We start from the raw sequence: 13,412 nt of genomic DNA, 5'->3' as shown, positions 1-13,412 counted from the left end.
CCGATGGACACGCCCAGCCTGAACCGCCGCGACGTCCTCAAGGTGTCGCTGGCCGGGACCGCGGCCATGGCCCTGCCGTACCAGGCTGTGCTCTCGGCCAGGAGCGCTTCGGAGCTCGACGCCAAGAGGATGCCCCGGCCCTACGTCGCCGCCTTCACCGCCCCACCGGTGCTGGCGCCGTACCGCTCCGACGACAAGCCGGGCAACAGCTACGGCGCCGTCCCGGGCACCGGGGCCCCGATCGTCGGCGCCGCCTACACCGGCACCGACTACTACAAGATCGAGCAGAAGCCGACCCAGGTCGAGTTCGTCAAGGGCGTGAAGACCACGATGTGGGGCTACAACGGGCAGGTCCCGGGGCCCACCATCCGCGTCTACCAGGACAGCTACGTGAACACCGGCCAGAGCCGCCGGGTCGTCATGCAGCAGGTCAACAACCTGCCGGCCAAGCACCCGACCCTGGGCTACGTCCCCTGGACCTCCACCCACCTGCACGGCTCGCCGTCGAAGCCGCAGTTCGACGGCTACGCCGGCGACCTCACCGACCCGGGTGAGTGGAAGAACTACATGTACCCGAACAACTGCTCGCCCCGGACGCTCTGGTACCACGACCACGGCGTCCACCACACCGCCCAGAACGTGTACATGGGCCTGGCCGCCCAGTACCACCTGGTCGACGAGCAGCTCGAGCGCGACCTCGGCATCCCCCGGTACGACCGGGAGAAGGCCCGGCTGGGCCGGCCCCAGTACGAGTTCCCGCTGATCATCAGCGACGTCATGTTCGCTGCCAACGGCCAGTTGATGTGGGACGACGACGGGGAGTCCGGCCTCTACGGCGACGTCATCCTGGTCAACGGGGTGCCGTGGCCGACGATGAAGGTGGAGCCGCGCAAGTACCGATTCCGGGTGCTCAACGGCTCACTGGCCCGCGGCTACACGCTCAAGCTGAGCAACGGCAAGCAGTTCCAGGTCATCGCCACCGACGGCGGGTTCATGCACAAGCCGCAGACGGTCACCACGCTGACGATCGGCATGGCCGAGCGCTACGAGATCGTCATCGACTTCGCCGACCTGAGGGGCACGCGGGTCCAGCTGCTCAACGGCGGGGTCAAGAACGCCCGGGACTACGACCACACCGGCAAGGTGATGCAGTTCGAGGTCGGCCAGACGGTCACGAGCACCGACGGCAACACCGTGCCGAGCACGCTCGGCGCCCCGCACCCGGTGATGACGCTGGACCCGGCCGAGTCGAAGGCCACCCGCCGGATGCGGCTGGAGCGCAGCAACGGCCTGTGGGTCATCAACGGCGAGACGTGGGACGACGTCGTCAGGACCAGGTACGAGCACGTCTTCGCCAAGGTCGAGCCGCGCAGCACCGAGATCTGGGAGGTCGAGAACTCCTCCGGCGGCTGGTTCCACCCGCTGCACGTGCACCTGGTCGACTTCCAGGTCCTCAGCCGCAACGGCCGCCCGCCGCGGCCGGAGGAGCTGGGCCCCAAGGACGTCGTCTACGTCGGCGAGGGGGAGACCATCCGCATCCTCCTGCACTTCGAGCACGAGGAGGGGCGGTACATGATCCACTGCCACAACCTCTCGCACGAGGACCACGACATGATGACCCAGTACCAGGTGGGTCACCACGACATCGACTGCGACTCGATCAACAGCTGCCCCCCCACGCGCGGCACGCCCGACGACTTCGAGTCGGCCGACCCGGACGAGGTGCTCAAGGCGTACGAGAAGGCGTTGAAGGAGCAGGCCGAGGCGGCGGAGGAGGCGGCCGAGGAGGCGGAGGAGGCGGCCGAGACGCCGCCGCCGGCCCCGACGACCGGCACCGGCACGACCGGTGGGTCGCCGGCCGGCACCGGCACCACGACGCCTCCGGCCCCGGCCGCGCCGACGACGTCCGCCCCGCCGGCCGCGCCGGCGACGTCGGCACCTCCGCGCCGCGGTGCCGGCACCCCCACCACGGCTCCGGCGCCGACCCCGGCGACGCCCACCCCGATCCGCCGGGGGACGCGGTGACCGCCGTCGCCCCGGCCCCGGCAGCCGCCCGGGTGGTGCTGCGGTCCCGCCGCTGCACCGCCTGGTGGCAGCTGGCCGCTGCGCTCGGCCTGGCCACGGCCGGCGGGCTGCACGTGGCCGCCGCGGTCGACCACCTGTCCGCAGGCTCGCTCGCGGTCGGCTTCTTCCTGCTCACCGCGCTGGCCCAGGCGGGCCTGGCCGCCTGGCTGGTCCTCGGCGCCTGGGCCGGCACCGGCGCGGGCCGGCAGCTGGTGGCGACGGCGCTGCTTGGCACGGTCTGCCTGCTGGCCCTCTACGTCGTCGCCCACACGACCGGGCTGCTCGACGCCTTCGCGGTGCACGACCCGCTCACCGGCGGCCACGAGCACGACCTCCCCGGCCGGGTGACCACGCCGGTCGACCCGGTGACCGGCGTCGAGTTCGCCCAGGGCATGCCGCTGGGCGCCTCCGGGCCGATCGCGATGGACGGGCTCCCCGGGTCCACCGGCGGGCACGGCCCCGAGGCGGTCGGCACGGCCGTGGTCGCCGCCGAGCTGCTCACCGTGGCGGCGCTGGCCGCCCTGCTGCCGGCGTCCTGGCGAGGCCGGGCGCTCAACGGGCTGCTGGTCCTGGGCGGGGCCGCCTGGGCGCTGTGGCTCACCGGCGTCCTCGGATGAGGACCGCCCCCCGAACCGCCGCCGCGGTCCCCGGTGACCCCCGCACCAGGGACCGCGGCGGCTCCCCCCGGCACCGGGCGCCCGGTGCCGGGGCGGCCCCCGGGCCGACCGCCGCAGCCGGCGCCGGCGGTCGGCCGTGGCGGCGGCTGCGCGGCGCCGTCCTCTGGCTCGCCACCGGGACGGCGTTGCTGCTCGTGGCCGCGACCTCCGGCCTGCTGCCGCTGCAGCCCATGCACGTCGACGCCGCCAGCATGACGCCGACCGTCTCGCCCGGGGACCTGCTGCTGGTGCGGCACGGGCAGGGGCCGGTGCAGCGCGGCGACGTCGTCGCCGTGACCGACCCGTTCGGCGACGGGATGCTGGTCAAGCGGGCGGTCGCGCTGGGCGGCGACGAGGTGGCCATCGAGGACGGCGTCCTGGTCGTCGACGGGACGGCGGTCTGCGAGCCGGCGATCGACCCCGCCCGGCTCGACGGCGTCTGGTTCGGCCCGGTCGCCGTGCCGGAGGGGCACCTGTTCCTGCTCAGCGACAACCGCGACGGATCGGTGGACTCCCGCGCGTTCGGCCCGGTGCCGGCGTCCACGCTCGTCGGCACGGTGCCCGCCCGGCTGTGGCCCGACCCGGGAGCGCTGCCCTCCCCCTCTACCGGCTGCTGAGAGCCGGCACGGCGCGCCGACCAGCAGGAACACCCTGCGGCCACCCGGTGCTGTACCGGGCGTGGGAAGCCCCGCCGCTCCGTCGTCCCCCGTCTCCTCCCCCAGCGACCTGTCCCGCCTGCTGCAGGTGCGCCAGGTGTACGCCGAGCCCGCCGCGCTCGCCTCACCCCGCGGACGGCAGGTCCTGGCCCGCTTCCCCGGCGCCGAGGTGGTCGAGGTCCCCTCGCACTGGAAGATCCCCGAACTGCACGGCAACGAGGGCAACGTCGAGCGCTGGGTGCGGGTCAAGTCCGAGACGCTGGTGCTCGGTGTCAAGAAGTCCCTGACCGCCCGCCCCAACGGCCGCTCGGCGAACTGGATCGCCCCCTCGACGGCCAACGGCTGCGCGATGGCCTGCGCCTACTGCTACGTCCCGCGGCAGAAGGGCTACGCCAATCCGATCACCGTCTTCACCAACATCGAGCAGGTCACCGGGTACCTGCGCCGGCACGTCGCACGGCAGGGCCCCAAGACCGAGCCCGACCAGTGCGACCCGCAGGCCTGGGTCTACGACCTCGGCGAGAACAGCGACTGCTCGGTCGACGCGCTGGTCAGCGACAACGTCGCCGACCTGGTGGCGACCTTCGCCGAGCTGCCGACGGCGAAGGCCTCCTTCGCCACCAAGTACGTCAACCGGCAGCTGCTCGAGCTCGACCCGCGCGGCCGCACCCGCATCCGCTTCTCGGTGATGCCCGAGGACGACGCCAAGGTGCTCGACATCCGCACCAGCCGGGTCGCCGAGCGGATCGCCGCGGTGGACGACTTCGTCGAGGCCGGCTACGAGGTGCACCTCAACCTCTCCCCCGTCGTGCTGCGCGAGGGCTGGGAGGCCGACTGGGCGCAGCTGCTGCGCCGGCTGGACGACGAGCTCTCCCCCGCGGCCAAGGCGCAGGCCGCCGCCGAGGTCATCCTGCTCACCCACAACCGGGACCTGCACCAGGTCAACCTCGGTTGGCACCCCAGGGCCGAGGAACTGCTCTGGCGGCCGGACCTGCAGCAGCCCAAGCGCAGCCAGAACGGCAGCTGGAACGTGCGCTACCGCAACGACGTCAAGCGCGCCGGCGTGACGCGGGTGCAGGAGCTCGTCGCGGCGCACGCGCCGTGGCTGCGCATCCGGTACGCGTTCTAGAGGCGGCTACCCCGACCCGAGTCGACTTGTCGACGCCCCGTGCCGGGACACTGACACAACGTGTGGGACCCTGGGGGCAACCCCGGGTTGGAGGTGAGGGGGTGGCGCTCCACCACGAGGCCGCGCTGACCGCGCCGTCCCTGCTGACCGCGCTGCCGGACACCGTGGTCGTCGCCGACGCCGCGGGCCGGATCACCTACGTCAACCCGCACGTGCGGGTGCTGCTGGGCCACGAGCCCGCCGCCGTCCTGGGCCGGCCGCTCGAGGTCCTCATGCCCCGACGCTTCCGCCGCGGCCACGGCACCGACTACGCCCGCTTCCTGACCACGGGGCAGGGCGAGCTGGCCGGGCGCACCACCCAGCTGCCGGCGCTGCACGCCGACGGCCACGAGGTCACCGTCGACGTCACGCTGGCGATGGTGCCGCCGCCGGAGGGCGCCGGGCCGGAGGAGGCGGGGGTGGTCGCCGTCCTCCGCGACGCGAGCACCACGATCCTGCTGGAGCGTCAGCTGATGGTCAGCCGCTACCTCGCGGCGACGCTGCGGGTCACCGCCGCGCTGACCGAGGCGTCCGACGCCGACGTGGCCTTCCGCGACCTGCTGCCGACCCTGTGCACCGAGCTGGACTGGGACGCCGCCACCCTGTGGGAGCCCGATGGCGCCAGCCGGTCGCTGCACCACGTCGGCACCTGGACCGCTCCCGGTTCGGAGGCACCGGCGCTGCACGAGGCCTCCCACGCCCGCCGGATCGGCCGGGGGGAGCTGCTGCCCGGGCTGGTCTGGTCCCGTCGCGAGCCCGTCGTCGTGGAGGACCTGTGGTCCCAGCCCGGCCTCACCCGGCTCGACGCGGCGCGCGCCGACGGGCTGCGCACCGGCGTCGCCTTCCCGGTGGTGCGCGGCGACGAGCTGCTCGGCGTGTGCGAGTTGTTCTCCCGCGAGCTGCGGCCCGTGCCGGCCGAGCTGCTCGACGTGCTGGCCCACGCCGGCCGCCAGATCGGCCAGTTCCTCGGCCGGCTGCGCGCCGAGTCGGAGGTCCGGCAGCTGGCCGACACGCTGCAGCGCAGCCTGCTGCCCCCGCACCTGCCCGCCATCCGCGGCGTCGACCTGGCCGCCCGGTACCGCCCGGGCGGCGGCGCCGGCCTCGTCGGCGGGGACACCTACGACGTCACGCCGCTGCCCGACGGCCGCTGGATGGTGCTGATCGCCGACGTCTGCGGCACGGGCGCCGAGGCCGCCGCCGTCACCGCGCTGACCCGGCACACCGCCCGCGCGGCGGCCAGCCCGGCGGCCGAGACCATGGCCGGTCCGGCCGACGTGCTGCGCGCGGTGAACGCGGCGCTGCTGCGCGAGCAGACCGACGGCCCCCTGCGCTTCGTCACCGCGGTCTGCCTGGTGCTCTCCCCCGGTCCACGTGGCGTCTGCGCGACCATCGGCGTGGCCGGTCACCCGCTGCCGGTGCTCGCCACTCCGGACGGCGCGCGGGAGGTCGGGGTGGCCGGCCGCCCGCTGGGCATCACCCCCGACCTCGACGTCCCGGTGGTGGAGGCCGAGCTCCCGCCGGGGACGACGATGGTGCTCTACACCGACGGGGTCACCGAGGCCCGCGACGACACCGGTGCGCAGTTCGGCGAGGACGGGCTGCTGCGGGTGCTCGGCGGGCTCGCCGGGGACGCGGAGGCGACCGTCGAGGCGGTCACCGCCGCGGTCGAGGAGCGGCTGCGCGACTCCCGCTACGAGGCCGACGACCTCGCCGTCCTCGCCCTCGCCGTCCCGCGCTGAGGACGGCCCCCGGGACGGCGAGATCTGCACAGTCGCTGCCATCAGGCCGCCGATGACGACGAGTGTGCAGATCTCGCAGGGCCTGGGGTCTCAGCCTGTCTGGCCGGTGTCGGCGTGCGCGGCGCCCACCGGCTTGGACTCCGGCGAGCCGCGCTGGCGCAGGTAGACCGCGAAGATGGCCATCGACCCGACGGCCAGCATCTCCGACTGCCAGTTCTGGAAGGACCGGTTCCAGAAGTCGGCCTCGCCGAGGTACCCGACCCAGCTGACCGGGTCCTGCCGCTGGCCGAGCTGCTGGGAGTTGTAGGCGGCCCAGCCGGCCACCGAGGAGGCGGCCCACGTCAGCAGGAAGAGCGCGCCCATCAGCAGCCCCAGTGATCGGGAGAACACCGCGGTGCGCCACCCACCGGTGCGCGCCCACGCCGGGGACTCCTCGCCGGCGTGCGGTCCCACCTGCTGCTCGCGCTCCGACTCCGTGCCCTCCTCCCCGGGCTCCTTGGACTCCGACGAGCCGCGTTGCACCAGCCAGACGGTGGCGAAGACGTAGAGGAAGAACTGCAGGTACTCCGACTGCCAGTTCTCCATGACGTCGACGCCGAAGGACGACGAGGTGACGTAGTCGAGGAAGGACACCGTGGGCAGCCCGTCGGTCGCCTGCCGGGCGTTGAAGTCGGCCGTCCCGGCGACCGCCTGACCGAACAGGGTCACGAGGAAGAGCGCGCCGAAGACCAGGCTCAGCGCGTTCGCCCGGAGGAAGCCGTAGCGCGGTTCGCTCATCGGCCCATCAGCCCCAGCGCGGTCACGTAGGCGATCCCGAGCAGGATCACGACGAGGAACCCGATGAAGACCCCGCGCACGCCGTTCACGGCCCCTCCACCTGGCAGTCGTAGGGCATCGCGCCGCGTGGCTCGCAGGCCGCGGCGGTCACCCGCCAGCCGGACGGGGTCTCGGTCAGGAACACGGTGTCGCCGCTGAGGCGGACCTGCGCGTCACCGCCCCACACCTCCACCGCCTCGACGGCGCCGCCGGGCAGCGGGACCTGCCCGATGGCGTCGGCGCACGGGGCGGACTCGTCGGACTCCAGGGTCTGCAGCGTCGCCGGGGCGAGCAGCGCGCACCGGTCGGCGGGCGCGGCGGCCGGGTCCTCGAAGGCACCGGCCACGCGCGCGACGTCGTCCTCCTGGAGACCGGTGCAGCCGCTGAGAGCGGCCGTCGCCAGGACCACCGCGGCGAGCCTGAGCGTCGTCGGGGTACCCACGCGTGCCCTCCCGTCCTCCCCCTCTGCCTCCGGTGGTGCTGACCGGGACGACCGGCTACCCCGGCTCGCTCCCGCGGCAAACGGCCGTCCCCCGGCCGGGGGAACGGAGGGTTGCCCCGGAGGTCGGGGACTCGCCCGCCGTACCGTGGCGGCGTGGCGCGGGTGGCGGTGGTCGGCGCCGGTCTCGGCGCCCTGGCGGCCGCGGCCCGGCTCGCCGCCCTCGGCCACGCGGTGACCGTGCTGGAGCAGGCCCCGCAGGTCGGCGGCAAGCTCGGCTGGTACGTCCGCGACGGGCACCGCTTCGACACCGGGCCGAGCCTGGTGACCCTCCCCCAGCTCTACCGCGACCTGTTCGCGGCCACCGGCGGCCCCCTCGAGGACGCCGTCGACCTGGTGCGCCTGGACCCCGCCGTCGCCTACCGCTTCGCCGACGGGACGCGGCTGTCCGTGCCCGGCGACACCGGGGCGGTCCCCGGCGCGCTGGACGCCGCGCTCGGGGTCGGGGCGGGCGCGCAGTGGTCGGCGCTGATGGCGCGGGCCGACCGGATGTGGCGGGTCACCGAGCAGCCGTTCCTGCGCTCCCCGCTGGCCGGGGCGGCCACGCTGGCCCGGCTGGCGCGCAGCGGCTCCGACGTCGCGACGGTCGCGCCGTGGCGCACGCTGCGCGGCCTGGGGACGGCGTACCTGCGCGACCCGCGGCTGCGCACGCTGCTCGACCGCTACGCCACCTACTCCGGCTCCGACCCGCGGCGCGCGCCGGCCGTGCTGGCGACCGTGCCGTACGTCGAGCAGCGCTTCGGCTCCTGGTACGTGCGCGGCGGGCTGCGCCGGCTGGCCGAGGCGGTGGCGGCGCGGGCGGTCGAGCGGGGGGCCGTCGTCCGCACCGGGACCCGTGTCGAGCGGGTGCTGGTCGAGGGCGGCCGCGCCGCCGGTGTGCGACTGGCCGGCGGCGAGGTGCTGCGCGCCGACGTGGTGGTCTCCGGCGCCGACGCCGCGGCGTTGTACGCCGATCTGCTGCCCGCCGCCCGCCCGACCCGGCGGGTGCGCCGCGACCTGGCCCGCAGCACGCCGTCCCTCTCGGGGTTCGTGCTGCTGCTGGCGCTGCGCGGGCGGACGCCGGGGCTGGCGCACCACACCGTGCTGTTCCCCGACGACTACGACGCCGAGTTCGACGCGGTCTTCGGGGTCGGCCGGCACCGCGGCGCCCCGCAGCCGGTCGCCGACCCGACCGTGTACGTGAGCGCGCCCGACGACCCGGCGACCCGCCCCGACGACGACAGCGAGTCGTGGTTCGTGCTGGTGAACGCGCCTCGACACGTCGCCGGGCACGACCCGGCCGGCGGGGTGGACTGGGACGCCCCGGGGCTCGCCGACCGGTACGCGCAGCAGGTGCTCGAGGTCATGGCCCGCCGCGGGCTCGACGTCCGCGACCGGCTGCGCTGGTGCGTCGTCCGGACACCGGCCGACCTCGAGCGCGACACCCGCAGCGTCGGTGGCTCGATCTACGGGACGTCGAGCAACGGCGCCCGTGCCGCGTTCCTGCGCCCGGCCAACGCCTCGCCCGTGCCGGGGCTGTTCCTCGTCGGGGGCTCGTCGCACCCGGGTGGCGGCCTGCCGCTGGTGGCCCTGTCGGCGGAGATCGTCGCCGGCCTCGTCGGTCCGGCCTGAAGAAGGACCCCCCTGCCCCACCGCTCACGAGCTCGCAGCGGGACCCTGCAGGGGGGCCACTGGGCGGACGGCGGACACGGCGACCAGCGGGATGCCGGGCGCGATGCGCCGGGGCGCGGCCGGCTCGAGCCCGGCCTCGACGAGCTGCCCGACCAGGACGCCGGTGTCCGGCAGCTCCATCGCCCCCTCCTGCGCCCGGAGCAGCAGGTCGAAGTGGCGGCTGGTGAGCTGGGGCGTCGCCACGCTGGTCACGACCAGCAGGACGCCGCCGGGGGTGAGCAGCTCCGCGAGGGAGCGCAGCAGGAGGACCCGCTCCCCGACCGGCACGTAGTAGACGACGTTGGCGAGCAGCACGACGTCGAACGGGTCCTCCGTGCCGCCGGCCAGGTCCCGGACGTCGCCCCGGAGGACCCGCGCCCGCCCGGCCAGCCCCCGGTCGGCCAGCGTCCGCCCGGCCAGGACGGCGGCGTCGGCGTCCGCGTCGACCCCGACGCCCTCCGCGCCGGGTGCGGCCTCCAGCACCGTGGCCAGCTGGAGCCCCGCGCCACAACCGACGTCCAGCACCCGCCGCGGGGCGACCGCCGCCACCGTCTCCCGGAGGACGTCGTCGACGAACGGCTCGAAGGCCGCCGAGACCCGGGCGATCACCCCGCCCTCCTCGACGACGTCCCGCCGCCGCGGTCCACCGGCCAGCAGCGGCCCCAGCTCCCGGTACAGCCCGGTGTGGAACCCGGCGAACGCCTCGTGGGTCGCCCGCACCAGGTCGTCGTCCACCAGAGCACGCCCGCCGGCGGAGAGCGACCACCGCCCGCCGTCCTCGCCCACCAGCCCCACCGACACGAGGACACGCAGGAAGGCCGCCAGCAGGTCCTCCGCGGGCGCGCCCAGCCGCCGGGCCAGGTCGGACGTCGCGGCCGGACCGCCGGCCAGGGCGTCGAGCACGCCCGTGCGCAGCGCCGCCGCACCGACATTCAGCCGGACGGCGGCCTGCCCGTCGCGGGTCGCCCGCAGCCGGGCGCGCACGTTCCCCGCCCGGAGGACCGTGAACAGGGTGCGGGCGGTGGACGGCCGGGCCACGGGTCCTCCTGTCGGTCGGCGGGCGCCCACTCCGGCGGAGCGGACGGCTCCCGCGGTGGCCCCGTCCAGAGACTCACCGTGAGCTCGCGAACGGTGAGGAGGACGGGGTCCTTCGTCAGCTGCGGGCGGCGCCGTAGCCGAGCAGCGCGGCCAGGCCGAGCGCGCTGCGCGGTGCGTAGGCCCCTCGCCACAGCCCACCGTGCACCGCGGCGTACGCCTCGTCCTGCCACGGGTGCTCGTGCGCCGGACCACCGCCGGTGTGCAGGTCGTGCACCAGCAGCGCGGCCATGAGCACGTTGGACGTCGCCGGCTCGAAGACCTCGACGCCGAACCGGTGCGCCCCCGCGTAGGCCGCCGCGAGGGCGCGGTTCTTCACCACCGAGCGGGTGCGCGTGGGCGGCGCGACGTTCATCGACACCGTCGTCCCGGCGGCGCGGGCCACCGTCGCCCGCCACCGCTGCAGCCGCTTGGCCAACGCGTAGTTCGGCCCCTGCTGCGCGACCAGGCTGTCGACCACGCCGGGGTCGCTGCCGGGCAGGTACGCCCGCTGCAGCAGTCGCCCGGCCGACAGGGTCCGCAGCGGCCGGCCGAGCAGCTTCGCCGTCCGCGAGCGCCCGGCGTAGGCGCGCACCGACTGCGCCACCGCGTCCGGCGGGACGGCGAAGACGTCGGTCGGCGTGGCGAGGAAGGCCAGCGCCACGTCGTCGCGGGCCGCGGCCAGCCGGACGGTGAGCGCGTCGACCGCCGTCGAGACCCGGACGTTGGTGGCGCCGTCGGCGTAGACGTAGTCGCCGAGCACCAGGCGTCCCGGCAGGCCCGCCACCCAGTCCGCGACGACGGGCACCTCGGTGATCAGGTCCGCTCCGCCGTCGGGGTACAGCAGGGTCCCGGCGCCGCGGCGGGCGGTGTCGAGCACCCGCTCCCACAGCGCCGGGCGGGGCAGGTCGACCCCGGCCACCCGCGCACCCCAGCGCAGCAGCGCGGTCAGCGGCCCCATCTCGGCGCCGGCGCCGAGCACGACGACGGTGGTGTCCGGCAGCGCCAGCCACTCCGGGTGCGCGGCGACGGTGCGCACGGCCTCGGCGGCCGAGGGCTCCACGATGCCGCTCTCGACCCACGTGTCCAGCCGGCGCAGCAGCGCGTCGCCACGCAACCGCTCGCCGTGGAACGGCAGCGACAGCTCCGTCTCCGGCTCGGCGGTGCCGGTGACCTCCGCCGTGGCGAGCGCGCGGCCGGCGGGCGCGGCGACCAGGTCGCCCAGGCCGGTCTCCGCACCGTCCGGGCCGCCCACCCGCATCCGCCGGTGCAGCGAGGCCAGGCCCGCGTCGGCGATCGTCAGTGCCGCCTCCGGCGAGGCCAGCCCGGCCTCCACCAGCCGGCGGAAGTGCGGCAGGTACCCGGCGCGCCAGTTGGTCTCCCGCTCGGTCGCACCGGCCCCGGCCGGGTCGACCGGGCGCAGCGCGTCGGCGACGACGGCCCGGCCGAGCGCCGCGGTGCTGCGCCGTCCCTCCGGCCCCGCCGGGAAGACGACGCCCTGGTCGGCCATCAGTCGACCACCATCGGCGCGTCCACCGGCGCACCGGCCTCCAGCCAGCGCAGCAGGATGCGGGCGCCGAAGCCGGTGCCGCCCTTGACCACCTCGGCGTCGTCGGCCCCGGCGCGGGCCGGGCCCGCGACGTCCAGGTGCGCCCACGGCAGGTCCCCGGCGAAGGGGCGCAGGAAGAGGGCCGCGGTGGTGCCGCCCGGGTTGCCCGGTGCGTTGTTCGCGTCGGCGACGGTGCTCTCCAGCAGGTCGACGTGCTCCTCGGCCAGCGGCATCCGCCACACCTGCTCGCCGGCGTGCCCGGCGGCGGTGCGCAGCGCGTCGGCCAGCCCGTCGGTGGTCGCGTACAGCCCCGCGGTGCGGGTGCCGAGCGCGACCTTCATCGCCCCGGTCAGCGTGGCCACGTCGACCAGCACCGTGGCGCCGAGCTCCAGCCGCGCCCACGCCAGCCCGTCGGCGAGCACCATCCGGCCCTCGGCGTCGGTGTTGAGCACCTCCGTCGTCCGGCCGCCGACGTGCCGCACGACGTCGGCCGGGCGGTAGGACGAGCCGGAGACGGCGTTCTCCGCGGCCGGGACGACGGCGGTGACGGCGACCGGCAGCCCGAGGCGGGCGGCGGCGTCGACCGCGGCGAGGACGGCGGCGCCCCCGGCCATGTCGGTCTTCATCTCGCGCATGCCGGCGTTGGGCTTGATCGAGATGCCGCCGGTGTCGAAGGTGATGCCCTTGCCCACCAGCACGGGGTGTCCGGGGGCGGCACCCGGCGGCCGGTAGGACGCCACGATCACCCGCGGCGGGGAGGCCGAGCCGCCACCGACGGCCAGCACGCCGCCGAAGCCCCCGGCCCGCAGGTCGTCGGGGTCGAGCACGTGCACGGTGACGTGGTCGAGGCCGGCGAGCCGCTCCCCCGCCTCGGCGGCGAGCCAGGCCGGGTCCTTCGTGTTGCTGGGCGTGTTGACCAGGTCGCGTGCCCAGGCGACCGCGTGCCCGGTGATCTCGCCGGCCCGCGCGGCGGTGGTCACGGCGGGGTCGGTGCCGTCGGCGGCGACGACCGTGACCGTCTGCAGCCGCGGCGGGTGCGGCGTGGAGGTCTCCCGGAAGCGGTAGCCGGCCAGCAGCGCGGCCTCGACGGCGGCGCGGACCTCCTCGGCGCCCGCGGGGGCGGCCGCGTCGTCCAGCGGCAGCACCAGCCGGCGCGCGCCGTGCTCGGCGAGGGTCTGCGCGCGGCGGACGGCGGTGGCCACGTAGCCGCGCAGGTCCGGCAGCGTCGCGTCGCCGATCCCGACGGCGACCACGCTGCGCGGGCGGCGGCCGGGTACCGGCAGGTTGGTGACGTTGCCCGGGCGGCCGGTGTTGCCGGTGTCGGCCAGCGCGCCGGTGAGCAGCGCGGTGTCGACCGGCGCGTGCGGCCCGGTCAGCCAGCCGGGCAGGGCGGCGCCGCTGCCGACCGGCACCGCCAGGACGTCGTCCTCACCCAGCGCCGGGAGGGTGGACAGGACCTCGACCCGCGGCAACGGCGCGGCCCCGGTCGCCGGCGTGCTGCCGGCGGCCGGGGCCGCGTCGTCCTGCGCGGGGCTGCCCGG

General features: G+C 75.9%; 11 protein-coding genes. 6 read left to right on the top strand and 5 right to left on the bottom strand.

The genetic code is table 11. The annotated features are described in order from the left end of the window. Nucleotides 1-3: 3 nt before the first annotated feature. The 5 genes from ACU610_RS25045 to ACU610_RS25025 all read left to right on the top strand — a co-directional run bounded on the left by ACU610_RS25045 (nucleotide 4) and on the right by ACU610_RS25025 (nucleotide 6,283). Complete coding sequence (locus tag ACU610_RS25045; RefSeq protein WP_446770392.1) at nucleotides 4-2,025, top strand: multicopper oxidase domain-containing protein; 2,022 nt, start codon at nucleotides 4-6, stop codon at nucleotides 2,023-2,025. Next, nucleotides 2,022-2,681, top strand: a complete 660-nt coding sequence (locus tag ACU610_RS25040) for a hypothetical protein (protein WP_446770391.1) — start codon at nucleotides 2,022-2,024, stop codon at nucleotides 2,679-2,681. Before ACU610_RS25045 ends, ACU610_RS25040 begins: the two co-directional genes overlap by 4 nt. Further along, nucleotides 2,678-3,337 (top strand): signal peptidase I, encoded by a 660-nt coding sequence (gene lepB, locus ACU610_RS25035; RefSeq protein ID WP_446770390.1) that lies wholly within the window; start codon nucleotides 2,678-2,680, stop codon nucleotides 3,335-3,337. The genes ACU610_RS25040 and lepB overlap by 4 nt, the downstream gene beginning before the upstream one ends. A gap of 61 nt (nucleotides 3,338-3,398) precedes the next feature. Beyond that, nucleotides 3,399-4,505 (top strand): spore photoproduct lyase family protein, encoded by a 1,107-nt coding sequence (locus tag ACU610_RS25030; RefSeq protein WP_446770389.1) that lies wholly within the window; start codon nucleotides 3,399-3,401, stop codon nucleotides 4,503-4,505. Between the two features lie 101 nt (nucleotides 4,506-4,606). Next, entirely contained in the window at nucleotides 4,607-6,283 is a 1,677-nt protein-coding gene (locus ACU610_RS25025) for a SpoIIE family protein phosphatase (protein WP_446770388.1), read from the top strand. 90 nt (nucleotides 6,284-6,373) lie between these two features. Here the strand turns inward: ACU610_RS25025 and ACU610_RS25020 are convergent, their stop codons facing one another. Beyond that, nucleotides 6,374-7,060: a DUF6766 family protein gene (locus tag ACU610_RS25020; protein WP_446770387.1), complete on the bottom strand. Its 687-nt coding sequence runs from the start codon at nucleotides 7,058-7,060 to the stop codon at nucleotides 6,374-6,376. 85 nt (nucleotides 7,061-7,145) lie between these two features. Then, on the bottom strand, nucleotides 7,146-7,541 hold the full coding sequence (locus ACU610_RS25015) for a hypothetical protein (protein ID WP_446770386.1): 396 nt from the start codon (nucleotides 7,539-7,541) through the stop codon (nucleotides 7,146-7,148). A gap of 153 nt (nucleotides 7,542-7,694) precedes the next feature. Here ACU610_RS25015 and ACU610_RS25010 point away from each other — a divergent pair, with 153 nt between their 5' ends. After that, a complete protein-coding gene (locus ACU610_RS25010) occupies nucleotides 7,695-9,209 on the top strand; it encodes a phytoene desaturase family protein (RefSeq protein WP_446770385.1) in 1,515 nt (504 codons plus the stop codon). Between the two features lie 24 nt (nucleotides 9,210-9,233). Here ACU610_RS25010 and ACU610_RS25005 read toward each other — a convergent pair whose 3' ends face one another. The 3 genes from ACU610_RS25005 to ACU610_RS24995 all read right to left on the bottom strand — a co-directional run bounded on the left by ACU610_RS25005 (nucleotide 9,234) and on the right by ACU610_RS24995 (nucleotide 13,343). Further along, on the bottom strand, nucleotides 9,234-10,286 hold the full coding sequence (locus ACU610_RS25005; RefSeq protein ID WP_446770384.1) for a methyltransferase domain-containing protein: 1,053 nt from the start codon (nucleotides 10,284-10,286) through the stop codon (nucleotides 9,234-9,236). Nucleotides 10,287-10,401: 115 nt separating this feature from the next. Next, entirely contained in the window at nucleotides 10,402-11,832 is a 1,431-nt protein-coding gene (locus tag ACU610_RS25000) for a hypothetical protein (protein WP_446770383.1), read from the bottom strand. Then, on the bottom strand, nucleotides 11,832-13,343 hold the full coding sequence (locus ACU610_RS24995; RefSeq protein WP_446770382.1) for a leucyl aminopeptidase family protein: 1,512 nt from the start codon (nucleotides 13,341-13,343) through the stop codon (nucleotides 11,832-11,834). Before ACU610_RS24995 ends, ACU610_RS25000 begins: the two co-directional genes overlap by 1 nt. Between the last annotated feature and the right edge of the window lie 69 nt (nucleotides 13,344-13,412).

It is taken from the genome of Geodermatophilus sp. URMC 61 (assembly GCF_052931555.1).
This window is presented reverse-complemented; position numbering and strand designations above follow the sequence as displayed.

What these genes read in the sequence shown, in the direction of transcription:
- ACU610_RS25045 (WP_446770392.1), top strand. Translation starts at nt 4, where the DNA reads ATGGACACGCCCAGCCTGAACCGCCGCGACGTCCTCAAGGTGTCGCTG.
- lepB (WP_446770390.1), top strand. Translation starts at nt 2,678, where the DNA reads ATGAGGACCGCCCCCCGAACCGCCGCCGCGGTCCCCGGTGACCCCCGC.
- ACU610_RS25020 (WP_446770387.1), bottom strand. Translation starts at nt 7,060, where the DNA reads ATGAGCGAACCGCGCTACGGCTTCCTCCGGGCGAACGCGCTGAGCCTG.
- ACU610_RS25000 (WP_446770383.1), bottom strand. Translation starts at nt 11,832, where the DNA reads ATGGCCGACCAGGGCGTCGTCTTCCCGGCGGGGCCGGAGGGACGGCGC.